The sequence below is a fragment of the Duganella sp. AC917 genome (assembly GCF_979258245.1).
Window position 1 is genome coordinate 2,670,991 of record NZ_OZ409848.1, and the last position, 26,507, is coordinate 2,697,497.

The window sequence follows — 26,507 nt, forward strand, 5'->3', positions numbered from 1 at the left end:
TGCGCCCAGTGCGACTCGTTTGCATTCCACTAAACTGACCGCCGCACGCAATTTCCCCTGTGCGGCTCTCATGGTAGCTGGAATATCCGCCCCCGGCGCAAGCCTTTCCAGTACGGCTCTCATGATAGCCGCCGTATGTTCCGCCGCAGGCAACTTCTCCAGTCGGACTTTCTTGGTAGCCTGAATAGCGGCCGCCTGCGCAAACTTTTCCTGTGCGACTTTCGTGGGAGCCACTGTACTCGCCACCGCAAGCCACCTCGCCGGCGCTGCTCTCTTGGTAGCCCGCGAAGCGGCCTCCTGCACATACTAGTCCTGTGCGGCCTTCTTGTGAACCGCCATAATCTCCACCGCAGGAAACCTGCCCAGTTCTACTTTCATAGTTGCCTGCGTAACGCCCTCCAGTGCAAGCAAGACCAGTCACGGTTTCGTGGTAGCCCGCGTACTCCTGCCCGCAGATTACACCACCGTTATTCAGTTCGAGATAGCTTGCATTTCCCGGGATACGCAACTCCTGCTGCGCACTGGCAGTAGAAACTAGCAGAGCGATGACAAATCCAAGAACTACCTTATTAATAGACATTGGAGCTCCTATTTTATGAGAAACCGCTTTTGGCCGATGGGTGTCGAGGCTTTGTCAAAGACGCGCTGGCCGCATTTCTATAACGCACGATAGAACTACTAAGCCCTCAGCGAGCTTCAGCATCTCGATTTGAGTGATGACCTCTGCCAAGTCTTTCGTCGTCACATTGCCTTCAAAGCCAACTTCCATATCGACTACCCCGTGGCTGGCGGCGGACTTTACTTCAACGACACGGTTAAGCTTTTGCATGCTGCGCTCTATCGGGTTCAATAATATTTGTACTAGCTTCTCCGGGTCGTTTTCTCGCACCGAGTAATGCACAGACACCACCGTGGAGTCAATCTCGGCGGCAACGGCACCTGCGCCGAAACTGAGTGCTGAAGCCCCTATTAAAATTAGACTTTTACTCTTCATGACGCCCCTCCCAACATTGCACTCAAAATTTTCGACGTCTGCTCTTGGCCGTATCCGGCTTAGGCATAAAAAGCCCACACATTGGGGGGAAACCTCGGATGCAGCAAATGCACGCCCCGCTAGCTTTTCAATTCGGTATATGTTGAAACGATGTGTCTGCGCCGGTAATCAGGATGGGGCAACTGGACAGCATCATCGCTGATATTTAACCATTTGTGCGACCAGACGTTCTCGCCATCGATGGCGAATAGTTCGCCCTCGGAAACTGTACTCGCAGTCGTCCATCGGAATTCTGTCACACTCATCTCCCGTCACTAAGTATAGGTCCGCTTCTGGCCGGACCCAGCCGGTAGCCATCAGCAGCATAGCATCTTGCTCATGCGAAAGGTTCACGCTTTATCACTGTCGGTTAAAAGTCGTCCCGAAGCAGCTGTTACTAGAACAATCAGGTGAGCGGAATAACAACAAAAGACAACGTTAGATTGTCATTTTTATAATTAAGCTTTATGATTAGGCATCCACTTCTCCCCGAAAGATGCTCGATGAATAAATTGCCCCTGCGCGTCGCTGCCGGCGCCCTTTGGTTCGCGGTTTCGAGCGCGTCGATGGCTCATTCTTCCGTTACTGTGCCAATTGAAATCAACGGCATGCTGACGGAAACTCCCGGCCCGTCGCTGCGCTGTCCGTCCAAGTTCGGCGGCGTGATCATCGGGCGTGGCGACGGCGCCCTTACCGGCCCGGTGGCATTCATCTCCAGTGATTGCATCACCCAGAGCGGCACGTTGTTTACGTTCAGCGCCGGAAAGTTGATTATCCTCACTGTCGCCGGCGACCAGATCTTCGCCGACTACAGCGGTCAGTTTGTTCCAACGGGCGTAGGGTCGAACTTCGTATTCAGTGGCGCGACATTCCAAGTGACGGGTGGCACGGGGAAATTCAGCAAGGCCAGCGGCGGCGGTGACATGACCGGCGCTGAAGACATCAGCACGGGCCAAGGCACGATGAAACTGAGCGGTCGCATCACCTATAAGGACAAGAACTGATCCAACATGCAGGTCTGGCTAGTGCACAGAGGACAACGGATCGAACTTGGAATACCATCCCAGCCGTAGCTCTGAGTTTTTTAATCCACAACCCTGCATGCAAGTCTTCACTTAGCAACTGCGCATGCACTGAAGTCATGCCTGCGTGCCCTATTTGACGAAATAGCCGGAAACTCTCCAGATGCCGTCCTCACTCAACATCGGGATAACGGTCTCTGTGACCTCAGCATTTTTCGTATATTTACTGGCGTACTGAATCACCACATATTGCCCTTTGGGGGCGCCAGGAAGTCTTTCGGTGAACGTTGCAGAAGTTACCGAACGATTCTTTACCTCGCCAATTGGTGCGCGCACCGTCCTTAGCGCTTTCTCCCACTCGGTCTTGGCCACCGCTTGCTGGAAAGGGATTGCGGCCTGCTCCCATGTTTTCTGATAGAGGCCAGCATCTGCCGCTGCAAACCATCGCTGCGCGGCCTCCTGTGCTTGTCGAACAGCATCTTCGTTATCGGCGCGAACAGATACGCATAGCGTAGTCGAAGCGATCAGCAGCATGGAGATTAACTTCCGCATGGGATCCCGTCACAAGAGCGATAATTAAGCGGAAGCATAGCAGGCTGACATCGTAGAAAATGCGCGCATTGTCACTTCATCGGCCGCCAGCGCTCGGGCAGAGCCGCTGGACAGATTTCGCGCACCGCCGCTGCTATCCAGCCAACTCGATATGATTCCGCCCGGCCCGTTTGGCGCGCTGCAATGCCGCGTCGAGCCGGTCCAGCACCGCATCGACACCCTCCTCCGGCCTCACCTGCGCGATGGCCAAACTGACGCTGACGCTGTCGCAACCCGGCAAATCCGCGTCAGCGATCGCCTGGCGCAGTTTTTCCACCAGCAGCATCGCATCGGCGGCCGTGGTGTGCGTGGCGATGATTAAAAACTCCTGGCCGCGCATCCGGGCCAGCATGTCGGACGCGCGCAGCCGGCGCACTACCGTCTCCGCCGCCAGACGCAAGGCGGCGTCGCCGAGCGGATGTCCATAGGGGTCGTTCGCCGAGCGGAAGCTGCTTACCTCGAACGACATCGCCGCCAGCGGCAGCCCGTATCGGCGCGCGCGCTGCAATTCGTTGTCCAGCGTCGCCTCGCCGGCGCGCCGGTTGGCGGCGCCCGTCAGATGGTCGACCGTGCTCAGTTGCGAGAGCTGCCCCGAAAGCTCGTCGTTCCGATGCTTTAATTCGCTCATACCCAGACCCAGGCTGACAAACTGCGCCAGGCTGGCGAACGTCGAAAATTGATCGCGGGAGAAGGCGATGTGGCGGTCGAACATCAGACAAACCGCGCCGAGGACCGATTCCGTCTCCAGGTTGCCCGCCTCGGAGCGCAGCGGCAGCGCCAGCACCATCCGCACGTAACGATCGTGCAAGCGCATGGCCAATTCCGGATCGCCGGTCTTCTCCGGCGCGTCCAGCAGCACCATGCGCCCTGACGATACCGCCATCAACGGCGGAAAAACGTCACGCAGCGCCGATTGCAGCAGATGGTCGGTCCGTCCCAGCAGCGTGGCCAGATTGAGATCATCGGGCGACGCCTGCGCCACCAGCCGCAGGTCGCCGTGGTGCTTCACATGCAGCAGCGAGGCGTGATAAACACCCGGAAAACCGCACAAAGCCTGACATACCTTGGCTGCCATCCTGTCGATATTGTCGATGGCGCCGATGGCGTGCTGCACGCCGCGCTGCAAGGCGACGAGATCGCGCAGCTCGCGTTCTTTGTCGAACAGGCGCTGTTGCGTGGCGGCTGCCGGATCGTCGGACACCGACAAGGCCTGCCTGACGGCGTGCCGCAGTTCGTCATCCAGCGCGGGGCAAATCAGGTAGTCGAAGGGTCCGAAAACCATCAGTTCGGGTAACCATGCGCACTGCTCATAGCCGCACAACACCAACAGCGGCGCGCCGGCGCGGTCGGCGATGAGATGGCCGATCGCGGCCAATCCGCCCGGACGCGCGTAACCATTCAGGTCCAGCACCAGCAAGCCGGTTGCCTTGCCCGCAGAAGCCACCGTTATGTCATCGACGCTGTTGGCGATAACGAGCCGGGAGAACATCTCCCCACAGATCGACTGGAAATGCTCGCGCCGCTCGCGGCTGGTATTGAAATACGCGCCGACGCTGCCGGAGCGCGCTGGAATGTCGGTCATCATGTTGCCCCTAGGTACTTTATTTTTGTGCGGAACCGCTTGCTTCCAGTGTGCCACAGAACGGCTCCCAAACTTCCGTCCGCATCTGCTTCCATGTGTGAAAAAGCGCACCGTCATCTCGGCAACCAAGACGAATACTAGACCTTCTACGCAACAGGGAGAAAATTATGCCAAATTCGGAAAACCGGGCAGACGCGGGTACCGCGAGCCAGCAACGCGAAATTCAACAGCGCCAGGACCAGGCGGACCAGCAGGAAAAATCCTCTGGCAGCCAGTCGGGTGACCGTCAGGGACCGGTGCAAACCACCGAACATGACTATCCGGGCACGATGCCCTCGCAGCACCTGGAAAAGCCAGGCGTGGAGGCGCAAATGCAGCTCAAGCCGGAATTCCTCGCGCCCGACTACGCCGGCAGCGGCAAGCTGGCCGGCATGACAGCCTTGATCACCGGCGGTGACTCCGGCATCGGCCGCGCGGTGGCGGTGCTGTATGCGCGCGAAGGCGCGGACGTTGCCATCATCTATCTGGACGAAGACCAGGACGCGAACGACACCAAGAGCTATGTCGAAGCGGAAGGCCAGCGCTGCCTGCTGCTGCGCGGCGATGTGCGCGACGCGGCCTTCTGCCGCCAGGCCGCCCAGCAGGCCCACGACCACTTCGGCCGGCTCGATATCCTGGTCAATAACGCCGCTTTCCAGGAGCACGCCGAGAAGCTGACCGACATCACCGAAGACCGCTTCGACATGACGATGAAAACCAACGTCTACGGCTACTTCCACATGGCCAAGGCGGTGCTGCCCTTCCTCAAGCGCGGCGCCTCCATCATCAATACCGGCTCGGTGGTCGGTCTGCAGGGCTCCAGCCAGCTGCTCGACTACTCGACGACCAAAGGCGCGATCCACGCGTTCACGATGTCGCTGGCCTCCAATCTGCTGGACCAGGGCATCCGCGTGAACGCGGTGGCGCCGGGACCGGTGTGGACGCCGCTCAACCCGGCCGACCAGTCGCCCGAGAAGATCGCGAAATTCGGCCAGGCTACCGACATGCGCCGCGCCGCGCAGCCGCAGGAGCTGTCGCCGGCCTACGTGTTCCTGGCCGCGCCGTCGTGCTCCAGCTATATCAGCGGCATCGTGCTGCCGATTACCGGTTCCGTGGGGTCCTGAGCCATGGCCGCCCGCGCGATGTGGAAAGGCGCCATCAGCTTCGGGCTGGTGCATATTCCGGTCGAACTGTATTCGGCGGTGCAGACGCACGAGCTGGATTTGACGATGCTCGACCGCCGCGACTTTTCACCGGTGGGCTACAAGCGCTATAACAAAAAGACCGGCAAGGACGTGACCTGGGACGACATCGTCAAAGGCTATGAGTATGAAGAAGACGAATATGTCGTCCTCTCCGACGAGGACCTGAAACGGGCCAACGTCGAAGCCACCGGCACCATCGACATCCAGGCCTTCGTCGACGCCGCCGACGTGCCGCTGACCTATTACGAACAGCCGTACTACCTGGCGCCGTCCAAGGGCGGCGCCAAGGTCTACGCGCTGCTGCGCGAAACGCTGCGCAAGGCCGGCAAGATCGGCATCGCGACGGTGGTGATCCGCACCAAGCAGCACCTGTGCGCGCTGGTCTGCATCGATGACAAGATCGTACTCAATACACTGCGGTATGAAGCGGAGATCCGCAGCGCCGAGGAACTGAAGCTGCCGCCGGCGAGCGCCAAAGCGGCCGGCATCAGCGACAAGGAACTGCAGATGGCATTATCGCTGGTCGAAGGCATGAGCGAGGAATGGAAGCCGGAGCAGTATCGCGACACCTACAAGGACGACGTTCTCGAACTGGTGAAGAAAAAGGTCAAGGCCGGTCAGACCAAGACCATCACCGCCGCCGAGGCGGAGGACAAGCCGGCCAAGCCATCGAATGTGGTCGATCTGGTCGCGCTGTTGCAGGACAGCCTGGGCAAGCGCCCTGGCAAAGGTGCGGCCAAACCGGCGCCGCGCAAAAGCGCCGCAAAGGCCGACGAGGAGGAGGAAGAAGAAGAAGCACCAGCTCCGCGCCGCAAAACCAGCACGGCTAAAAAGGCGCCCGCCGCAGCGGCAAGAGCCAAAAGCACCGCGAAATCATCGACATCACGCAAGGCGGCTTAAGCTTCGCACCGCGGCGCCAACAAACCACGGAAGCAAGTAGGGCGGATTAGGCAAAGCCTTAATACGCCCTCGTTCGAGCAGCGAAAATCAAGGAGCGGAACCGCTGGCAGTTCAGCTCCCCGCCCCCGGTTTAAAATCCAGCATCTTCATCGCCGGCGCCAATCCTTTGGCCGCCTTCGCGTAGCCGTCCCACGGCGAATTGCCGACATCAAGCCGCGTATGCACGGTCCCCACGGTCCAATGATCGCCACCGGTCAGCTTATCCAGCTCCTCCCAAGCCACCGGCACAGAAATCCCCAACCCCGGCCGCGCGCGCGCCGACCAGGCGCAGGCGGTCGTCGCGCCACGCCCATTACGCAAATAATCGATAAAGATCTTACCCACCCGATTACTAGGCCCGCTCTTGAGCACAAACCTTTCGGGAATATTGTGCGCCATATGGGCCACGATCGCCTGCGAAAACGCCTTCACGTCATCCCAGCCGTACCCCGGCTTGATCGGCACCACCACGTGCAAACCCTTGCCGCCACTGGTCTTCAAAAACGCCGGCAAACCCAAATGATCGAGGAAAGCGCGCATCAACTGTGCGGCCTCCTGTATCTGCTTCCATGTGACGTTCTTTCCCGGGTCAAGATCGAACACCATGCGGTTCGGTTTCTCATAACTGGTGGCGCTGGCGTTTTGCGTATGCAGCTCCACCACGTTCCACTGCGCGGACGACAGCAAGCCCTGCTCCGTCGACACTTCCAGCATCGGCGGATGGTCCGGGTCCAGCGCCTGGTTCAAACTCTTCACGCCGGGCAGCTTGTTGCTCTCCACGTGCTTCTGGAAAAACAGCTCGCCGCCGACGCCGGCCGGCGCCCGCACCAGCGATACCGGCCTGCCTTTTAAGTGCGGAAGCATCAGCGCGCCAACCAGCGCGTAGTACCGCACCAGCGTGATCTTGGTCGCTCCGCTTTGTTTGTCGATCACGCGATCGGGGTTGGTCACTTTCAGCGATGCTGGAAGCTTGCCCTGCACGGCGCTAGAGGTTTCCATGTCGGTGTTCTCCTTCTCCTTCATATGGGCAGGGAGCTCGCGCGTGATGACGCTGGCTTTTTTGTCCTTGCGCAGGCCTTTGAATACGGAATGACGAATCGAACCGGATCGCGTCCATTCGCCGAACGCCACTTCCGCCACCAAAGTCGGCTTGAGCCAGTGCGCATGCTTGTCGATATCCTTGTTCGGCACGAACGGGCTCTTGTCGGCCGTCAGTTGATCCATCTTGGCTTTCAACTCCTTCAGCGACGCGCCGTTAAAGCCGCTGCCGACATTGCCGGCGTATTGCAGCTTGCCGTCCTTGTCGTACGTCCCCAGTAGCAGCGAACCGAAGCCGCTGCGCGAGCCTTGCGGGTCGGTGTAGCCGCCGATGACGAATTCCTGCCGCTGCCCGCATTTGAGCTTGATCCAGCTGCCGCTGCGACGCGACGTGTATGCCGAATCGCGCCGCTTGCCGATGATGCCCTCCAATCCCATGCTGCAGGCGGCGGCGATCATATCCTCCGGCGTGGCGTTCAGCGCGGCGCTGTAGCGAACGGTGTCGTTGGCCTTCTTTGCCAGTACCTGTTCCAGGATGGCGCGACGCTCCTCAAGCGGCATATCGCGCAGGTCCCGGCCGTCATGGAACGGGATGTCGAAAATGAAGTACACCATGTCGCCGGCGTGATTCTCGTCGAAGGCGTTTTGCAGCAGGCCGAAGTCGGGGCGCCCTTCTTCATCGTGCACGACGATCTCGCCGTCATACCAGCCCGATGGCAGCTTCATTTTCGCAATCGCGTCGTGCAGCGGACCCATTTTGTGCGTCCAGTCGTTTCCGTTGCGGGTAATCAGGCGGATATCCGCGCCGTCGACACGCGTGAGTATCCGGTAGCCGTCGAACTTGATCTCGAACAGCCAGTCTTCCGGCGACGACGGCGGACCGTCGACCAGCGTCGCCAGTTGCGGTGTCAAGGTCTCCGGCAGATCGGTTTTGGGGGCTGCGGTCTTCGGGGCTGCCTTGGGAGCGGCCTTCGTTGTGGTTTTCGTTGGGGCTTTCGTCGCGCCCTTCGCCACTTTTGCCGGCACCGTGGTGGATGTCCCAGGCAAAGGCAAGGCCTTCACGCTGTCCGGCATCTCATCGACCACGCTAAACTCCTCGGCCGGACGGGCATGTTCGTCCTTCTCTTTAATCAGCAGCCAGGGTTCCTGTTTTTCGCCCTTGCCCTTCATCCGCACCAGCACCCATTTACCGTGCATTTTATGGCCGGTCAACTCGAATTTCAGATTCCCGGCGGCCAGCGCCTTGCGCGGGTCGTCCAGCGGCTTCCAGTAGCCCTTATCCCAGATGATCACCTTGCCGGCGCCGTACTGCTTCGGCGGGATGGTGCCCTCGAAATCGTTGTACGAGATTGGATGGTCTTCGACATGCACCGCCATGCGCTTGTCGTGCGTGTCGTAGCTCGGCCCCTTGGGGACGGCCCAACTCATCATGACGCCATCGAGTTCGAGCCGGAAGTCGTAATGCAGCCGGCTGGCCCAATGCTTTTGAATGACGAACGTCAGCGACTCTCCGCCTTCCTCGCCGCCTTCGGCAGGTTCGGGGGTGATCGCGAAGTTACGCTTGGCTTTATAGGTTTTCAGGGATTCGCTCATAACCTCAGCGTAGCGCCGCGCGCATGCGACTTCTGTGCGATGACGAACATGTAAGCGATTGTAAAGCCCGTCAACGAGGGCAATCCGGGCCGCGTTTTCTGCTCAGTGACACGGGAATTGTCCCGGCCCTAATCAAAACCTGAATGAGGATTTCATCATGAACAAACTTATCGCTACCCTGATCGCCGGCCTGTTCGCAACCGCAGCTTTTGCGCAAACTCCTGCCACCACCGCTACTCCAGCAGCTGCCAAGGCAGAAGCTAAAGAAACCAAAGCCGCCGTCAAAGCCGAAGCGAAAGAAACCAAAGCTGAAATCAAGGCCGACGCAAAAACCGCCAAGGTAGAAGCCGACGCCAAGAAAGACGTCGCTGTCGCTCACGCTGAAGCCAACGCCGACAAGGCCGACGCCCACGCCAAGGCAAACAAAACCAAAGCCAAAGCACACGCCAAGGCCGCCAAGACCGAAGCAACCGATGGCGTCGCATCTCCAGCCGTCGTGAAGTAATCTTCGTTCTGTAAGACGTAAAAAAAAAGCGGACCCGATTTGATTCGGGTCCGCTTTTTCTATGGGCGATCGGCTTATTGCTGCGCGACCGCCGGTGCCGCAGGCGCGGTGGCGGTGCCGCCGGCGCTATCCCAGCCACCACCCAGGGCGCGGATCAGCGCCACGGTGGTCACCGCACGCGTGCCGCGCAACTGCACGGCGGTGCGTTCCACCGCCGCCAGGTTGCGCTGCGCGTCCAGCAGTTCGAGGTAGCTCGAACGGCCGGCCGTGTACAGCTTTTGCGCCAGGTCGGCGGAACGGCGTGCCGACACCAGGGCCGCTTCCATCTGCGCCGTCTGACCGGCCAGGATACGCAGGCCGGCCAGGTTGTCTTCCACCTCGGCGAAGGCCACCAGCACGCTCTGACGGTAAGTACCGACCGACTCCTCCAGTGCGGCTTCGCTGCGCAGGATGTTGTTCTTGTTGCGGCCACCGTCGATGATCGGCATCGACATCAGCGCGCCCAACACCCACGAACGGCTGCTCCACTTGAACACTTCGGCCACGGTGTCGGCCGACGAGCCGCCACCGCTTGCGCTCAACGTCAGCGCCGGGAACATGGCCGAACGGGCCACGCCGATGCGGGCGTTGGACGCTTCCATCGTACGCTGCGCGGCGGCGATATCGGGACGGCGCTCCAGCAGCGACGACGGCATGCCGGCCGGGATCACCGGCAGCAGCGCGGTGTCCAGCAGCGGCGTCACGCCGGCCGTGTAACTGGCCGCCGGTTTACCCAGCAGGACCGCCAGCGCATGTTCGGTGGTCACGCGCTGACGCTGCAGGCCGATGAATTCGGAGCGCGTCGTTGCCAGCTCGGTCTTGGAGCGCGCCAGATCGAATTCGCCGATGTCGCCCAGGTCGAAACGACGCTGGTTGACTTTGACATCCTCTTCACGCGTCTGCACCGTGCGGTTCAACGTTTCCAGTTCGGCGTCGGTGGCGCGCAGACGGAAGTAAGTCTGCGCCACGTCGGCTTGCACCGACAGCAGCACCGAGCGGTAGGTCGCCTCGATCGAGGCGGCGTCGCTGCGGGCGGCGCTGACGTTCGACGATACGCGGCCGAACAGATCGACCTCGTAGCTGGCGGTCAGGTTGGCGCTAAATACCTTGCCCGCCGGAACGTCCGTGCCGGTGGGCAGGCCGAGCGACGTCGCCGACTGGCGCTGACGCTGGGCGCCGGCGTTGACGCCGACTTGCGGAATGCGATCCGCTTCCGCCACGCCGGCGATGGCGCGGGCCTGCTTGACGCGGGCGGCAGCCACCGACAGGTTGGCGTTGGCGCGGGCGGCTTCCGCGATCAGCTCATTGAGGGCTGGATCGTTGAAGGCCAGCCACCATTCGCCGCGCGGCTGCGCTTCGGCGGCCTGCGCCTGTTTCCAGGTGCTGCCATCGGCTGCGGTTTGCACCGCTACCGACACATCGGCGGCCGTTGGCGTTTGCGATTCCTTGAAGGCGGTTGGCACTTCCACCGCCGGCTGTTTGAATTCCGGCGCGGCGCATGCCGTCATCAGCAGCGCTGCCAGTACCGGTGCCACACCTTTGGCGATCATTTGCAGCTTGTTCATATTAGTGGGTCCCTTCCAGTTTTACCACCGCGCCGTCGCCAGCGGCGGCAGGTTTTTTCTCCATGCGGATGGCCAGGTTACGCAGCAGGACGTAGAACACGGGCGTCAGGAACAGGCCGAAGAAGGTCACGCCCAGCATGCCGGCAAACACCGCCACACCCATCGCATGACGCATTTCCGAACCCGCGCCGCTGGAGAACACCAGCGGCAGCACGCCCATGATGAATGCGATCGACGTCATCAGAATCGGACGCAGACGCAGGCGGCAAGCTTCGAGCGCCGCTTCGACCACGCTACGGCCCTGGTGTTCCAGTTCACGGGCGAATTCCACGATCAGAATCGCGTTCTTCGAGGCCAAGCCCACCAGCACGAACAATGCGATCTGCGTGAAGACGTTGTTGTCGCCAGCGGTCAGCTTGACGCCGATCAGCGCGCACAGAATCGACATCGGCACGATCAGGATCACGGCCAGCGGCAGGGTCCAGCTTTCGTATTGGGCGGCCAGCACCAGGAACACCAGCAGTACGCACAGCGGGAACACGTAAATCATCGTGTTACCGGACAGGATGTCCTGGTACACCAGTTCCGTCCACTCGTAGCCGATACCCTTCGGCAGAACCTCTTCGACGATCCGCGTCATTTCAGCCTGCGCTTCGCCCGACGACACGCCGGGAGCCGGTGCACCGTTGATTTCGGCAGCAACGAAGGCGTTATAGCGTTGTACGCGGTCCGGGCCATAGGTATCCTTGACGCGCATCAGCGACGACAGCGGAATCATCTCGCCCTTGTCGTTACGGACCTTCAGCTGGGCGATATCCTCCGGGTGCGAACGGAATTGCTGGTCGGCCTGGACGCGCACCTGGTAGGTACGGCCGAACTGATTGAAGTCGTTCACATACAGCGAGCCCAGATTGATCTGCAAGGTCTGGTAAATCGTCTGCAGCGGAATACCCAACTGCTTGGCCTTGACGCGATCGACGTCGGCGAACAGCTGCGGCACATTGATCTGGTAGCCCGAGAAGACGCCGGCCAGTTTAGGATTGGTGGCCGCTTTCGCCTGCACCGCCTGCACAGCTTTATACAGCGCGTCGTAACCCTGGTTCTCACGGTCCTGCAGCATCAGCTTGAAGCCGCCGGTGGTACCGAGGCCGTTGACCGGCGGCGGTGGCAGCACCATCACGAACGCGCCTTCGATCGAACCCATACGCTTGTTCATTTCAGCGGCGATGCCTTCAGCCGACTGCTCTTTACCGTGACGCTTGTCGAAGGCGCTCAGGCCCACGAAGACGATACCGGCGTTTGGCGCGTTGGTGAAGCCATTGATCGACAGGCCCGGGAAAGCGATCGAGTTGTCGATACCCGGGATGTCCTTGGCGATGTCCGACATCTTGCGGATCACGGCGTCGGTACGGTCCAGGGATGCGGCGTCAGGCAACTGGGCGAAGCCGATCAGGTACTGCTTGTCCTGTGCCGGAACGAAGCCCGGTGGCACCAGCTTGAACATGAAGCCGGCGGCGACAGCCAATACAGCGTAGACAACCAGCGAACCGCCTTTGCGCTTCAATACACCGGTCACACCCTTTTCATAACGATCCGAGGCGCGGTTGAAGAAGCGGTTGAACCAGCCGAAGAAGCGGCCGAAGACCTTGTCCATGCCACGAGTCAGCGCGTCTTTCGGCGCATCGTGCGGTTTGAGCAGCGCTGCGGCCAGGGCCGGAGCCAGCGTCAGCGAGCTGAATGCCGAGATCACGGTCGAAATAGCGATGGTCAGTGCGAACTGTTTGTAGAACTGGCCGGACAAGCCCGAAACGAACGCGATCGGCACGAACACGGCGCACAGCACCAGCGCGATGGCGATAATCGGACCGCTCACCTCTTTCATCGCCTGAATGGTCGCTTCACGCGGCGCCAGGCCTTCGTGAATATTCCGTTCGACGTTTTCCACCACCACGATCGCGTCATCGACCACGATACCGATCGCCAGAACAAGGCCGAACAGCGACAACGTGTTGATCGAGAAGCCAAAGGCCAGCATCACGGCGAAGGTACCAACCACCGAGACGGGAACGGCCAGCAGCGGAATCACCGATGCGCGCCAGGTTTGCAGGAAGATGATCACCACCAGCGCCACCAGGATGATCGCTTCGACCAAAGTGTGGATCACGGAGCGGATCGACTCCCGCACGAATTGGGTCGGGTCGTATACGATGTCGTAAGCGACGCCTTCCGGGAAATCTTTCGACAGGCGTTCCATCGTCGAGCGTACGTCGGCCGACAGCTGCAAGGCGTTGGCGTTAGGTGCTTCGAAAATAGGAATCGCGGCAGCCGATTTGTTGTTCAACAGCGAGCGCAGGGCATACGAGTTCGAGCCCATTTCCAGGCGCGCCACATCGCGCAGACGCGTCACGGCGCCGTCGGCATTGGTCTTGACGACGATGTCGCCAAACTCTTCTTCGCTTTGCAGGCGGCCGTGCGTGTTGACGGTCAGCTGGAAGTCGGCGCCCTTGCTCGGGCCCTGGCCGATCACACCGGCGGCGACCTGCACGTTCTGCTCGCGGATCGAATCGACGATGTCGCCGGCGGTCAGGTTACGCTGCGCGACCTTTTGCGGATCGAGCCAGACGCGCATCGAATAGTCGCCGGCGCCGAACAGCTGCACCTCGCCCATGCCGGGCAGGCGGGCCAGTTGGTCCTTGACGTTCAACACCGCGTAGTTACGCAGATACAGGTCGTCGTAACGGCCGTTCGGCGAGGACAGGTGGACCACCATGGTCAGATTGGGCGACGACTTGACGGTCGTCACGCCGATCTGGCGCACCTCTTCCGGCAGACGCGGAAGCGCACGCTGAACGCGGTTTTGCACCTGCGTTTCGGCCTGCTCGACGTTGGTGCCGATCTTGAAGGTGACGGTCAGCGCCAGCGCGCCGTCCGAGGTGTTTTGCGAGGACATGTACAGCATGTTCTCGACGCCGTTGATCTGTTCCTCAAGCGGCGCGGCCACGGTTTCGGCGATGATCTTCGGATTCGCGCCCGGATACTGCGCGCGCACCACCACCGATGGCGGCACCACGTCCGGGTATTCCGAGATCGGCAGCTTGAAGATCGATATCAAGCCGGCGACGAAGATAATGATCGACAGTACGGCCGCGAAAATCGGCTTGTCGACAAAAAATCGGGAGATATTCATATTCTTATTCCTTGGAGGTGCCGGCCTTGGTGTTAGCGGCGGCTACTTTTTCATCTTTTTTGGCGTCGGGTTTCGACTCCGGCTTGGCCACGTTGGCGGCCAGCGGATCGGAATCCATCGGCACCACGGTAGGCGTGATCGGCGCGCCGGGACGCACGCGCTGCAGACCATTGATGACGATCTTCTCGCCCGGTTTCAGACCCTCGCGCACGACGCGCAGGCCATCGACCTGTGGGCCCAGCGTGACGGCGCGGTACTCGGCCTTGTTGCCGGCGCCGACCACGAACACGAACTTGCGGCTTTGATCGGTGCTGACGGCGCGCTCGTTGATCAACAGCGTCGACTTGGCGCCGGTGGTGCCGGACAGCTGCACGCGGGCGAACAGACCTGGAACCAGGGTGCCGTCCTTGTTGGCCAGGGTCGCGCGCATGCGCACCGAACCGCTGCGTGGATCGAGCTGGTTGTCGACGAATTCGAGCTTGCCTTCATGCGGGAAGCCGGTTTCGTTAGCCAGGCCGATCTTGACGATGGCCGGTTCGCCCTTGTGGGCGGCCGCGCCGACGCGCAGATAGGTGTCCTCGTCACCGTCGAAGGAAGCGTAGATGTTTTCCAGCGAGACCACGGAGGTCAGCACGGCCGACGCATCGACCAGGTTACCGAGGGTGATTTCCGCTTTCGACACGCGGCCGTTGATCGGCGATTCGACGCGGGTGTAGGCCAGATTGAGCTTGGCCGCTTCGTACTGCGCCTGTGCGGCGCGGGCGTCGGCGTCAAGCTGCTTCTGGTTCGAAGCGCGTTCGTCGTATTCGCGCTGGGCGATGGCTTTATCGGCCAGCAGTTTTTCGGCGCGGTTCAGTTCCAGCTTGGCCAGTTCGGCCTTGGCGCGCGCCGAGCCGGCGGCCGCTTCGGCGCGATTGGCCTCGGCTTGATAAGGACGCGCGTCGATGACGAACAAGACGTCGCCTTTCTTGACCTGGCTGCCCGGCTTGAAGTTGATCGCGGTGATGAAGCCGCCGACGCGCGGGCGAATCTGCACCTGCTCGACCGCTTCCAGGCGACCCGAGAACTCCTGGGTCTCGGTGATGGTTTTCTCGACCACGGTGGCCGCCGAAATCGGTGGCCCGCCGCCGCCCGCCGCCGGCGCTTCGGTCTTGCCCTTGGCGTCGTCGCAACCCGTGAGACCGAAAGCGGCCAGTCCCGCCAGCGCCATAGCGGCGGCCAACGGCCGGGCTACAGCGGTTAATTGTTTAATGTTTTTCATTTTAGTTCCTTTTTGTATGAAAATATTTAATAGAAATGGCGGCACCGGCTGCCTCGACGAAAATCGAGAAAACACGGTACTAGCGCCCCGCCGGCAAGCCAGTGGGGACGTGACTACTGATACTGCAATTGGTTAGGGTGCTGTCCCTAGTGATCTATGAAGCTGGCGGCGTCTCGGACCGTTCCAGGTTAGTGACAAAGCTGGCGATTTCGCCCAGCGCGGCACATTTGCACGCGCAGTCGTTACGGGCCCCCGGATCCTGCAGGGGTTGCGGCGCCATCCTGATGACGGTGGTTTTGACACCGCACGAAATCAGCTTGGCGCCGTATTGTTCCGCCTCGTCGCGCAGCGGATCGTCCTGGGACGACAGGATCAGCGCGGGGGGCAGGTTTTTCAAACGGCTCGATTGCAGCGGCGACGCGTACGGGTGCGTGCGGTCGGCGGCGTTGGGCAGGTAGCCACGGTAGGCCGCCGCGCAGGCGTCGGCCACGTCCAGCAGCTCCGGCGCCTGCTGCATTTCGCGCATCGAGCAGGTGGTCAGGCCCGGGTCCAGCATCGGCATGATGAGGATTTGTCCGGTCAGCGCCGGGCCGCCGCGGTCGCGCGACATCAGTGCGCACACCGCCGCCAGATTGGCGCCGGCCTCGATACCGGCCACCATCAGCTGCTTGCCGGTCCAGCCGATCTTGCCCTTGTTCTTTTTGGCCCACGTCAGCACGGCGTGGGCGTCTTCCACCGCGGCGGGGAACGGGCTGACACACGCCAGCGTGTAGCCGGAGGCCAGCACGGCCATCCCCGGATGGTCGTCGGCCAGATGGCGCAGGAAGCTGTCCGCGTCGTCCAGATCGCCGCCGACGAAACCGCCGGCGTGGAAAAACACCGTCAGCGTATCGCGCTTGGCGCCGGCGTCGCCGCTGGTGTACAGACGTGCCGGCAGCGGGCCTTCGGCGCCGCGCACTTCCAGGTTGCGGATCTTCAGCCGATCCGACAGCTCCGGCAGCGCTTTATCCTGTGGCTTGATGGTCACTGCTGCACCGTGCCAGTCGCGTCGGCGGACATCAGCGACGCATCAACGCAAGCCAGCGCGTCGCCGCTGGCCACTTCGGTCAGGGCACGAACGCCGCTCACTTCGGCCTTGGCCGTCTGTAAGTAGGCATCGGTGTAGACGACGCCCGCCAGCGCGAACGCCGTCAGCGCGATCGCAACCGTAGAAAAAATTCCGTCCCGATGTTTCATGATGGTTCCCCTTCCTGCGTGGTGTAACAACTTGCCTCTGCCCCGGAACAGCCCATGCTTTCCTTGGTGCAGTACAGCAATCTTAAACTTGTTCTACAATCTGATAAATAGCTTAAATTCGAATTGATTGTTCAGGATTGTGAACAATGGAGGTCACAAGTGAATAAACTGCAAGCGATGGAAGTGTTTGTGAACGTGGTCGATTCCGGCGGCTTCACGCGCGCGGCCGAAATCATGCAACTGCCCAAGGCCACGGTCTCGACGCTGATCCAGTCGCTGGAGGCGTCGCTGGCGGTCAAGCTGCTGCACCGGACCACCCGCCACGTCAGCGTCACGGCCGACGGCGCGGCCTATTACGAGCGCTGCCTGCGCATCTTGTCGGACGTCCGCGACGCCGAGGAATCGCTGTCGCGCACGCGCCTGAGTCCCAGCGGACGGCTGCGGGTCGATGTCCCCACCGGGCTGGCCGCCAGCGTGTTGGTGCCGGCGCTGCCCGATTTTTTCACGCGCTACCCCGACATCCAGATGGAAATGGGCTGCAGCGACCGCGCGGTCGACCTGGTCGAGGAAGGCGTCGATTGTGCGGTACGCGCCGGCCATCTGGTCGATTCGAGCCTGATCGCGCGGCGCGTCGGCATCCTGCACTTCGTCACCTGCGCCACGCCGGCGTATCTGGACCGGTACGGCCGCCCTGCGCACCCGGACGAATTGACGCGCCACCTGTGCGTTAACTATTTTTCATCGAGGACCGGTAAAATCATCGAGTGGGACTTTTCGCGCGGCGCCGAGCGGGTGCAGGTCGCCCTGCCCGGCCACATCGCCCTGAACGACACCACCGCCTATACGGCGGCGGGGCTGGCCGGATTGGGCATCGTGCAGATGCCGAATTTTTTGCTCGACCCGATGCTCGTCGACGGCAGCTTCGAGACGGTGCTGCCGGAATGGAGCTCGGACTCGATACCAGTGCACCTGGTCTACCCGCAAAACCGCCACCTGTCGGCCAAGGTGCGGGTATTTGTCGAATGGGTCGCCGAACTGTTCTCCAATCATCCAGGCATGCGCCTGCCGAAAGCACCACCACCGGCGGCACGCGCCACAACTTATGAGGTAGCCCTATGACCGACACCGTGCAGGACACCCAGCGCATCGTTTTCCTCGACCGCGACAGCGTCATCGCCAAGGTCCGCAAGCCATCCTTCGCGCACGAGTGGAGCGAATACCCGGCCACCAAAGCCGCCGACGCGGTGCAGCGCCTTCGCGACGCGCGCGCCACCATCGCCATCACCAACAAGGTGCCGCTGCGCGCCGACGACCTGGCGCAGTTGCCGGATCTGAAAATGATCGCGGTGGCAGCCACCGGCACCGACATCGTCGACCTGCAAGCCTGCCGCGAGCGCGGCATCGTCGTCTCCAACATCCGCAACTACGCGGTGCACACGCTGCCCGAGCATACCTTCGCGCTGATCCTGGCGCTGCGCCGGCAGCTGGTGGCCTACCGCGAGGACATCGAAGCGGGCCTGTGGCAAAAGTCGGAGCGATTCTGCCTGTTCGGGCACCCGATTTCCGATCTGGCCGGCAGCCGGCTTGGCCTTGCAGGCTACGGCGCGCTAGGCAAATCGGTGGCGCAGATCGCCCGCGCCTTCGGCATGGAGGTGGTTGTATTCAACCGCTCGCCGGTGACGGACGAAGGCATCAAGCAGGTCTCATGGGACGAGCTGCTGGAGACATCGGATGTCCTCAGCCTGCACCTGCCGCTCAACGACAACACACGCAACATCATCTGCGCCAAGGAATTGATACGGATGAAAAGCTCGGCGCTGCTGATCAACACCGCGCGCGGCGGCCTGGTGGACGAGGTGGCGCTGGCAGACGCGCTGCGCACCGGCGTGATCGCCGGCGCCGGATTCGACGTGCTGGTAAAGGAGCCGCCGCCGGAAGACAACGTGCTGCTGAACCTGCGGCTGCCGAACTTCATCCTCACACCGCATTCGGCGTGGGCCAGTTCGCAAGCGATGCAGGTGCTGGCGGATCAGCTGATTGACAACATCGAAGCGTGGCAAGGCGGCGCGCCGCGCAATGTCGTCGGCTAACACCACGAAAACGCGTCGGCGGGTTAGCGAAGCGTAACCGGCCAAGCTCCGCCCGCGCCTAATCGTGCTAGTTCAGACTTGGCCTGGCACAGGGCGTCGACGACCGGCAGCTACCGCCCCAAAGCGGCCATTCGACATGCCTAATGTTCAGACCTCGCCTCGCAGCGATGTGTATCACGCTGGAAGCAAGTGTAAGTTCGTGGCGTTCATAAAGGATAAAGCGCTCAAGGTCGCCAACGTCCCGCGACGTTTTTTTGCGCTAAGTTAGCAAGTAGCAAGGCCAACTGCGTCATGTCGACTGGCTTGACAAGATGATGATCAAATCCGGCAGCAGAGGTGCTTCGCTTGTCCTGCTCCTGTCCATAGCCGGTCACTGCAATCAAAAGCGAAGATGCTGATTCGGGCTGCGCACGCAACCGCCTTGCAAGTTCGTTGCCATCAATATACGGCAAGCCAATATCCAGCAGAAAAGCGTCCAGGCGGTTTCCGCGAGCCAACTCAAGCGCGCGTCGAGAGTCATGCTCGACAATCACTTGGTGTCCTTCCGCTTCAAGGAACATGGCGAGCATGGTGGCGGCATCAACATTGTCGTCTACTACCATGATTCGCAGGCCGCTATGCCGGATGCTGTCCGAACGATCTGGCTGTATTTCTATTTCCGTGGTTGAAACGGAAATTCGTGGCAGCGAAACCGTGAATCTACTACCTTGGCCCAAGCCGGCACTCTCCGCTTTCACCGAACCACCGTGTTTTTCGACTAAGCTTTTCGCCAGTGATAGTCCGATTCCCAAGCCACCCTGCGAGCGATCTGTTGTTCTTTGCGCCTGGCTGAACATGTCAAACACTTTGCTCAAATAATCAGACGCCATGCCAATGCCATTATCTTCTACAGTAATCATAACAGTGTCGCTACGCACTGCTAGTTTTAGATCGATTGCGCCACCTTCAGGAGTGTACTTCGTAGCATTGTTCAGCAAGTTTGCGACTACCTGCACGAGGCGCTTGCTATCGCCCCGAATATAGGACGACTCAGGGCATATGTGAACGGCGATGTGATGGCGACGTACTTCGATCAGTGGGCGGACTTGTTCAACAGCCTCCGACACGATACGTTTTGCATCAAGGTCAATCGTATCCAGCGTCACGAGGCCACGCGTTACACGAGAGACGTCAAGCAGGTCATCAATCAGGCTGGTCATATGCCTGCCCTGACGCGAAATAATCTCGCTCGTTTGCTTGACACGCGCTTCGTCGAACTGGGCAAGCCGAAGCACTTCCGCAGCAGCCATGATGGGAGCCAAAGGATTGCGTAGTTCGTGCGCCAACATCGCCAGGAACTCATCCTTGCGGCGGTCATTCTCAAGCAAAGCTTCCTCCATCTGCTTTTGCTCTGTTATTTCAACGGCTACTCCTGCAAACCGCTGCTTACCGGATCTCGCGTCAGAAAACATTTTCCCTTTCGCGGTAACCCAGACCACCTTTCCTGACCGTTGTTTGATCCGGTAATCGATGTCGTAGCGTTCTCCATTCTTGATGGCTTCTGCGACAGCTGCTTCCACCAACGAGCGATCTTCAGGGTGAATCCGGTCGGTAAAGACGTCGATGTCAGTACCCTTTTGTGCGACCTGGAGATCGACCTCGAAAAGCGTAGCAAAGCGCTCGTCCATAGAGGTCACATTTGTTTCGGGATCAACAACCCATGTACCAATATTTCCTGAAGCCTCCAAAGCTAGGCGGTAGCGCTCATCGCTTTCCTGAATCCGTGATAGCGCAGCTACCTTTTCGGTCGTCTCTACGAGAGTTCCCAAGATGCCGCCAACGAGGCCGTCTTTGTCGTGTACGGGACTAAAACAGAATGTAAAGTAGGTGCGCTCGGCGTAGCCATGACGCTGAAGTACGAATGGCCTGTCTTCGAAATGTTGGGTTGTACCTGCGAAAGCCTCCTGAGCGAGTGATTGCACAACGTGTGAAATCTCAGGCCATAGCTCTGTCAGAGGAAGACCTTGTCCCAGCGAAGCTTTGTCCCCTAAGACTCTCGCATATTCGTCATTATAGAAAGTATAGAACTGAGGTCCCCAAGCGACGAACGATGCGAAGCTAGAGCACAACGCTGTACTTAAATTTGCGCGAAGTACGAATGGCCACTCATTAACACTGCCCAATGGATGAGCGGACCAGTCCTGATTAGAGATGCATTTTCCACTTGCGCCAGCGAGCGGAAATGCTTGTTCTATAGGCAAGTTATTATTCACGGAAAGTACTGTTACTGTTGAGTTGAGCGATGGAAGGGGTTTAACTGAATGAACCATAACATATTGGCGTTATGAAGCCGCCGCTGCTGTTCCGTCAAACGAACTATTTGACCAGAACAGTCTTTCTGCGCGAAAAGCTTTGCTTGTGTATACAGCGGTGGCTAAACTATCATGGCTACTCTTAGCCCACTGTCGCCGGTCGCGATAAGCCGAGCCCGGTCCAGAGCGCGACTGTCCGGTATGGCCGAACCCAGCCGCTGGACCAAGCCCAGTAAGTTTCCAAGTTGAAAATCTCATGGCCAGCACCACAGGCTAGGAGCGACCCAAAGCTGCCGGTTAGATTATTGGGGATTGGAGGCCGCAGTTACAGGCGCCCACTTTGCTTTCAGAAGATATGCTAACAAGCTATTGGCATCAAACAAAAGTTATTAAAGTTTCCATTTGACCACAGATATCGCCGTTCCTTCCTCAACCCTTATGTCGATCTCAAATTCATCGACGAGGCGTCTTTAGCCTGATAGTCCGAGGCCGAGTCCACCGCCGGTTGTATAGCCATCCGGCGCACAAACAATTTGCGTGCGGTGCACAACTGTTGCTGAGTCATAGGCGCCTCGAGAGCACGGTACGATATCTGGCTATCGAAGTCGATGCGCTCTCGACCGCGACTTAAGTGACAGTGCATTGTCACAGTGCATTATTTAGGCAAGGAATCTAGCCTTGCCCGCATCTCCCGGACGAGGTGCTGGAGCAGTGCCCTAATGTCATTGGAGCATTCGTCACTTAACGCCCTGACCGCGAGCATGATCAGTTCGGTTTGCATGTCGACCAGCTCGCCACCTGCTCTTTTATCTGCAAGAAGTTGCGCGAGCTTTTTTGCGATACATGCGGTAGTGGGGTCGTTGATGGCTTGAGAGGCTGTCATATAGGCTACAAAAAATGCCGGCTGTTTGGCATTCAAAATTGTAGCGCCATGGAGCGGAGCGGGGCGCGAGCAAGCGGGGGTCGTTGACCCAGCTCAAAGAAAACCTCGTTCTATGCGGTTGCCCCCGCCTTTCAGCGAGCACGTGCGCGTTGCGTTGTCGGCCTATGATCGTTTAAGTTTAGAGATAAGCAACCTGCGCGGCTATAGCATGTGGGTCGATCCAAATCCGTCCAATCTAACGCTTCGGGGTCGACACCGTTCAGCTTGGCCGTCCCGATCAGGGAGTAAATGGCGGCAGCGCGTTCGGCCGCCCCTGTCGGCGCCGGCAAACAGACAGTTGCGGCGGCCGATGGCAACGCCACGCAGAGCGCGTTCTGCTGCGGAGTTGTCGATCTCGATCTGGCCGTCGTCGCGATTGCGCGCCAACGCTGGCCACAGATTGAGGGCGTACATGATTGCCGTTGATGTATCGGACTTACGTGACAGCTTCTCAAGCATGCCTCGTAACCATCGCTCCATGTCGTCGATCAACCCTCTAGCCTCGGCGTGCCGTACCTGCTGCCTTCGTGTCGAGGCTCGCCTCGGATCTTTGCTTCGATCACGTAAAGCTCGCCGATGCGGTGCAGTGCATCAGTTGCCAGCGTGGATGGTCTGGCTTCGTGCAGGTCATGCGCCCAGCAGGCTACCTCGCGAATTGTGGCATCCGCGTACAGCGCGTTGAAGCCAGCGTACGCATCGGCATAGAGCACCCCCTTTAGTTAGCAAGGTGGGCCTGATGATGAATAGCTGTGCGATGGCCCTTTCTTGGTGCTGTACATCTAGACATGTAGCAAACTTTCATTGGTAACTACTTATTACTGCAAAGACAGAGAAAACTGTTCTCGAACGGCAGCTCCTGGCCGCACCCGGCCGATGAGCAAGAATACCATGTTGCCCAGATAGAAAGCTCACCAATTACCACATCTCTTTCGGATGCCACCGCCGCCAGTCAAGCGCATAGTAGAGCTTCAACATAGGAGGTCTATTATGAACAATCTAGCGAAAGGTTCCGCATGCCAAAGTACGCCGTGGAACAAGGGCAAGTTGGTGGGGCAGAAAGCACCCCTCCGGGTAAGCGAAATCTGGGCTATTCGCGTTCGTTTGGAAATCTTCGGAAGGGTCAGAGACTTGGCACTCTTCAACTTGGCCATTGACAGCAAATTGCGTGGCTGCGACTTGGTCCAGCTGCGCGTCAACGATGTCTGCCATGGAGGCCATGTGGCATCGCGGGCTAGCGTGATGCAGCAGAAGACCAAGCAACCCGTCCAGTTCGAACTTACCGCAGGAACCAGGAAGAGCTTGGAGGGCTGGATAGCTGCCGCAACCCTGCGCCATGGCGATTTTCTATTTCCCAGTCGAATCTCAGAATCGCCGCACATTTCGACCAGGCAGTACGCGCGTATTGTTCACCAATGGTTCGACGAAATAGGATTAGACCCGACGGCGTACAGCACGCACACGATGCGGAGAACGAAGCCAACACTCATCTACCGGCGCACAAAAAATCTGCGAGCGGTGCAGCTGTTGCTGGGCCATACTCGCTTAGAGAGCACCGTACGATATCTGGGCATCGAAGTCGATGACGCGCTCGAAATGGCCGAGCAAACGGATGCTTAACAACAAGGGCGACGCCAGCAGTCGCCCACAAGCCGCCCTTCGCAGTTCGCAGTTCGCAGTTCGCAGTTTGCCCTAGCTAGCCCTTCAACCTGATAGATCGCCAGTTGGGCTTGGCCTTCCGAAAATGTCACGGCCACCTCGCCACCAGCGCCTAGCTGGGCTGCTTTTCGTCACCCGGGAGGCAGCGGTGGGCAGCTTTAGAGGTGTAAGAGGATCCAAGCGCTCAGCTCAAGCAAGCAGCTGGTCCGCGACTACTTGGACTCGCGCACGCGTTCGGACGACCCGCCGCCAACGCCGGCCGAGATCCGGCGCCAGCTGGGTTGGGGCATGCTGTCGGCGAACCAGCAGCCGGACCGGACTGACGCGTAATAGTGACTACATCCAGAGTTCGATTGCTCTTTCCACGGGGCGCTTTAACACGGTTAACATAAACATCATTACCGTTAGAACCACTGCATACGTCGCGAGGCCGAACCTCCGCTGCTTTGTCGTCAGATCTCGTCGAACCAAAAGGTATCCCGAGTAGGGGGCGGCGAGGCATCCCATGAGCATGAAGGGAGTGAGCCATAGTAAGGCGAGGCTCTCGAATAGAAAGTCGATGATGACGTACCAGCTGACCAGTGGAACTGGAAAAGCCAAAAAGAGAAGAAGAATGAGTTTTAGAAATATGTAGTACATGGCTGCCTCCTAGGTAACTTATACGTCTAAATCAGAGCGCAATGTGCGTACATTGTCACAGCAATCTACTGCCATTTTACAAGTTTGCTCAAACATCCTGTCAGCCCGACGCCCCATCGGCCTCAGCATCGCCAGCGAGCACAGCGTGCTGATGTTCCCGATGGAGATGGCGAGCCAAGAGGTGGCTGGCCGCGCGCTGGCGAACCGTGGGCGGGTGTCGCTGGCAAAGGCGATGGGCAAGAACGACGCCGGCGACAAGGCCGCGTGGGACGGCATTTCGCACGGGTCCATTCGACCGAACGGCGCGCGCTTCGCAATCAACGACACGCCGGCGATCACGCTGCTCGATCGGCACGGCGATCGCCTCCGCCATCCCGCTGGCCTCGGCTGGTACGTTGGCTACGATATGCAGGAGCGCGGTAGGGATAGCAACAACAATAGCAGTGCGACGTCTGCTTTTGGCCGAACGTGGCCGTCGCGCTGCTAGGATAGCAGCTCGCCCAGTTGCGAAACTCACCGATTCTCGCATCAGACCGAAGACGCCCCAAAGCTACCATTCGATGCGGCAGTCCTTAGCGGTCGGCTAAAGTGGGCGCAAGTATGGGGAATTACTTGCCCTCTGGCGGCTGCCACAGTTCGACCTTGTTACCTTCCGGGTCCATGACCCAACCGAACTTGCCGTATTCGGATTCCTCGGTCTTTTCCAAAACCTCGCATCCCTCCGCCCGAAGGGCAGCCATAAGGTCGTGCAAGTCGGACACACGATAGTTAATCATGAAGGCTGAGCTGCTTGGAGCGAAGTTCTTCCCATCCCCGACAGACCATGCCGTTGTTCCGCCGGTCGGGCGCCCTGAACTGTCCACCCAGCGAAACGACGCGCCGCCCCATACCTGAACATCAATACCGAGGTGCTTTTTGTACCAGTTTCTCATCATCGCAGGGTCTTTTGCTTTGATAAAAACACCACCGATGCCGGTAACTCTGTCCATGTGTTTTTCTCCGTTGTGGCTATGCGTCAGTTCGTCAGAATCCGCTGTGAAGGGTTCGGCGAAAGCAAATTTTGACATTGTCAAGAGCAATATGACGCTAGCAAGGCGTCTGTAGGTCATCCAAAATCTCCTTAATGGCAGGGTTGAGGCGGCAGCTAGAATTTACGCAGTGTGTAGGTCAAATTCAGCCCAGCTATTGCGCGGCATTATTAGTCGTAACGACGATACTGGTTTCATATATAAGAAACACTTGGATTACGGTTTTTCAAAGGCCGCTCGTGGCCGACACCCGGCCGATGAGCAAGGATACCATGTTGTCCAAATAGAAAGCTCACCAATTACCACATCGCTTTCGGATGCGACCGCCGCCAGTCAAGCGCATAGTAGAGCTTCAATCTAGGAGGTCTATCATGAACAATCTATCGAAAGGTTCCGCATGCCAAAGTACGCCGTGGAACAAGGGCAAGTTGGTGGGGCAGAAAGCACCCCTTCGGATAAGCGAAATCTGGGCTATTCGCGTTCGTTTGGAAATCTTCGGAAGGGTCCGAGACTTGGCGCTCTTCAACTTGGCCATTGACAGCAAATTGCGTGGCTGCGACTTGGTCCAGCTGCGCGTCAACGATGTCTGCCATGGAGGCCATGTGGCATCGCGGGCTAGCGTGATGCAGCAGAAGACCAAGCAACCCGTCCAGTTCGAACTTACCGCAGGAACCAGGAAGAGCTTGGAGGACTGGATAGCTGCCGCAACCCTGCGCCACGGCGATTTTCTATTTCCCAGTCGAATCTCAGAATCGCCGCACATTTCGACCAGGCAGTACGCGCGTATTGTTCACCAATGGTTCGACGAAATAGGATTAGACCCGACGGCGTACAGCACACATACGATGCGCAGGACGAAGCCAACACTCATCTACCGGCGCACAAAAAATCTGCGAGCGGTGCAGCTGTTGCTGGGCCATACTCGCTTAGAGAGCACCGTACGATATCTGGGTATCGAAGTCGATGACGCGCTCGAAATGGCCGAGCAAACGGATGCTTAACAACAAGGGCGACGCCAGCAGTCGCCCCTTTGCGGACATTGAAGA

Annotated in this window: 21 protein-coding genes and 1 pseudogene; 9 read left to right on the forward strand and 13 right to left on the reverse strand. The window is 59.4% G+C overall.

Annotated features, from left to right (window positions below):
• Positions 1–634 precede the first annotated feature (634 nt).
• Positions 635–994 carry a hypothetical protein gene (locus tag ACZ0BA_RS11515; RefSeq protein WP_463451412.1) on the reverse strand — a complete coding sequence of 120 codons (360 nt, stop codon included), beginning with the start codon at positions 992–994 and terminating at the stop codon, positions 635–637.
• A gap of 542 nt (positions 995–1,536) precedes the next feature.
• On the opposite strand from ACZ0BA_RS11515, the gene ACZ0BA_RS11520 reads away from it, so the two are divergent.
• Positions 1,537–2,037, forward strand: a complete 501-nt coding sequence (locus tag ACZ0BA_RS11520) for a hypothetical protein (RefSeq protein ID WP_463451413.1) — start codon at positions 1,537–1,539, stop codon at positions 2,035–2,037.
• A gap of 150 nt (positions 2,038–2,187) precedes the next feature.
• Here ACZ0BA_RS11520 and ACZ0BA_RS11525 read toward each other — a convergent pair whose 3' ends face one another.
• Both ACZ0BA_RS11525 and ACZ0BA_RS11530 read right to left on the reverse strand, forming a co-directional pair.
• Positions 2,188–2,589: a DUF4019 domain-containing protein gene (locus ACZ0BA_RS11525; RefSeq protein WP_463451414.1), complete on the reverse strand. Its 402-nt coding sequence runs from the start codon at positions 2,587–2,589 to the stop codon at positions 2,188–2,190.
• A 151-nt stretch (positions 2,590–2,740) separates the two neighbouring features.
• A complete protein-coding gene (locus ACZ0BA_RS11530) occupies positions 2,741–4,231 on the reverse strand; it encodes a GGDEF domain-containing protein (RefSeq protein ID WP_463451415.1) in 1,491 nt (496 codons plus the stop codon).
• A 164-nt stretch (positions 4,232–4,395) separates the two neighbouring features.
• On the opposite strand from ACZ0BA_RS11530, the gene ACZ0BA_RS11535 reads away from it, so the two are divergent.
• On the forward strand, positions 4,396–5,391 hold the full coding sequence (locus ACZ0BA_RS11535; RefSeq protein WP_463451416.1) for an SDR family oxidoreductase: 996 nt from the start codon (positions 4,396–4,398) through the stop codon (positions 5,389–5,391).
• Positions 5,392–5,394: 3 nt separating this feature from the next.
• Positions 5,395–6,372 (forward strand): non-homologous end joining protein Ku, encoded by a 978-nt coding sequence (ku, locus tag ACZ0BA_RS11540; RefSeq protein ID WP_463451417.1) that lies wholly within the window; start codon positions 5,395–5,397, stop codon positions 6,370–6,372.
• A 111-nt stretch (positions 6,373–6,483) separates the two neighbouring features.
• Here ku and ligD read toward each other — a convergent pair whose 3' ends face one another.
• Positions 6,484–9,042, reverse strand: coding sequence for a DNA ligase D (ligD, locus tag ACZ0BA_RS11545; RefSeq protein ID WP_463451418.1), 2,559 nt, complete (start codon positions 9,040–9,042; stop codon positions 6,484–6,486).
• 157 nt (positions 9,043–9,199) lie between these two features.
• Between ligD and ACZ0BA_RS11550 the strand changes: the two genes are divergently transcribed.
• A complete protein-coding gene (locus ACZ0BA_RS11550) occupies positions 9,200–9,547 on the forward strand; it encodes a hypothetical protein (protein ID WP_463451419.1) in 348 nt (115 codons plus the stop codon).
• 74 nt (positions 9,548–9,621) lie between these two features.
• On the opposite strand, the gene ACZ0BA_RS11555 is transcribed toward ACZ0BA_RS11550, so the two are convergent.
• From ACZ0BA_RS11555 to ACZ0BA_RS11575, 5 genes are all read right to left on the reverse strand, one after another.
• On the reverse strand, positions 9,622–11,151 hold the full coding sequence (locus ACZ0BA_RS11555) for an efflux transporter outer membrane subunit (RefSeq protein WP_463451420.1): 1,530 nt from the start codon (positions 11,149–11,151) through the stop codon (positions 9,622–9,624).
• 1 nt (position 11,152) lies between these two features.
• Entirely contained in the window at positions 11,153–14,338 is a 3,186-nt protein-coding gene (locus ACZ0BA_RS11560; RefSeq protein WP_463451421.1) for an efflux RND transporter permease subunit, read from the reverse strand.
• A 4-nt stretch (positions 14,339–14,342) separates the two neighbouring features.
• Complete coding sequence (locus tag ACZ0BA_RS11565; RefSeq protein WP_463451422.1) at positions 14,343–15,599, reverse strand: efflux RND transporter periplasmic adaptor subunit; 1,257 nt, start codon at positions 15,597–15,599, stop codon at positions 14,343–14,345.
• Between the two features lie 154 nt (positions 15,600–15,753).
• Positions 15,754–16,626 carry an alpha/beta hydrolase gene (locus ACZ0BA_RS11570; protein WP_463451423.1) on the reverse strand — a complete coding sequence of 291 codons (873 nt, stop codon included), beginning with the start codon at positions 16,624–16,626 and terminating at the stop codon, positions 15,754–15,756.
• A complete protein-coding gene (locus ACZ0BA_RS11575; RefSeq protein WP_463451424.1) occupies positions 16,623–16,835 on the reverse strand; it encodes a hypothetical protein in 213 nt (70 codons plus the stop codon). Before ACZ0BA_RS11575 ends, ACZ0BA_RS11570 begins: the two co-directional genes overlap by 4 nt.
• A 159-nt stretch (positions 16,836–16,994) precedes the next feature.
• Between ACZ0BA_RS11575 and ACZ0BA_RS11580 the strand changes: the two genes are divergently transcribed.
• Together ACZ0BA_RS11580 and ACZ0BA_RS11585 are read left to right on the forward strand one after the other, a co-directional pair.
• Entirely contained in the window at positions 16,995–17,954 is a 960-nt protein-coding gene (locus ACZ0BA_RS11580) for a LysR family transcriptional regulator (RefSeq protein WP_463451425.1), read from the forward strand.
• Entirely contained in the window at positions 17,951–18,925 is a 975-nt protein-coding gene (locus ACZ0BA_RS11585; RefSeq protein ID WP_463451426.1) for a D-2-hydroxyacid dehydrogenase, read from the forward strand. Before ACZ0BA_RS11580 ends, ACZ0BA_RS11585 begins: the two co-directional genes overlap by 4 nt.
• A 224-nt stretch (positions 18,926–19,149) precedes the next feature.
• Here the strand turns inward: ACZ0BA_RS11585 and ACZ0BA_RS11590 are convergent, their stop codons facing one another.
• The 3 genes and pseudogenes from ACZ0BA_RS11590 to ACZ0BA_RS11600 all read right to left on the reverse strand — a co-directional run.
• Complete coding sequence (locus ACZ0BA_RS11590) at positions 19,150–21,177, reverse strand: hybrid sensor histidine kinase/response regulator (protein ID WP_463451427.1); 2,028 nt, start codon at positions 21,175–21,177, stop codon at positions 19,150–19,152.
• A gap of 694 nt (positions 21,178–21,871) precedes the next feature.
• Positions 21,872–22,135 (reverse strand): hypothetical protein, encoded by a 264-nt coding sequence (locus tag ACZ0BA_RS11595; RefSeq protein WP_463451428.1) that lies wholly within the window; start codon positions 22,133–22,135, stop codon positions 21,872–21,874.
• Between the two features lie 203 nt (positions 22,136–22,338).
• Positions 22,339–22,892, reverse strand: a pseudogene (locus ACZ0BA_RS11600) (IS66 family transposase); the annotation flags it as partial.
• Positions 22,893–23,125: 233 nt separating this feature from the next.
• On the opposite strand from ACZ0BA_RS11600, the gene ACZ0BA_RS11605 reads away from it, so the two are divergent.
• The gene (locus tag ACZ0BA_RS11605; RefSeq protein ID WP_463451429.1) at positions 23,126–23,755 is read left to right on the forward strand and encodes a tyrosine-type recombinase/integrase; all 630 of its coding nucleotides are present in this window, start codon (positions 23,126–23,128) and stop codon (positions 23,753–23,755) included.
• A 721-nt stretch (positions 23,756–24,476) separates the two neighbouring features.
• Positions 24,477–24,920 (forward strand): hypothetical protein, encoded by a 444-nt coding sequence (locus ACZ0BA_RS11610; protein WP_463451430.1) that lies wholly within the window; start codon positions 24,477–24,479, stop codon positions 24,918–24,920.
• Positions 24,921–25,041: 121 nt separating this feature from the next.
• Here ACZ0BA_RS11610 and ACZ0BA_RS11615 read toward each other — a convergent pair whose 3' ends face one another.
• Entirely contained in the window at positions 25,042–25,542 is a 501-nt protein-coding gene (locus ACZ0BA_RS11615; RefSeq protein WP_463451431.1) for a VOC family protein, read from the reverse strand.
• 290 nt (positions 25,543–25,832) lie between these two features.
• Here ACZ0BA_RS11615 and ACZ0BA_RS11620 point away from each other — a divergent pair, with 290 nt between their 5' ends.
• Positions 25,833–26,462, forward strand: coding sequence for a tyrosine-type recombinase/integrase (locus ACZ0BA_RS11620; protein ID WP_463451432.1), 630 nt, complete (start codon positions 25,833–25,835; stop codon positions 26,460–26,462).
• Positions 26,463–26,507: the final 45 nt, after the last annotated feature.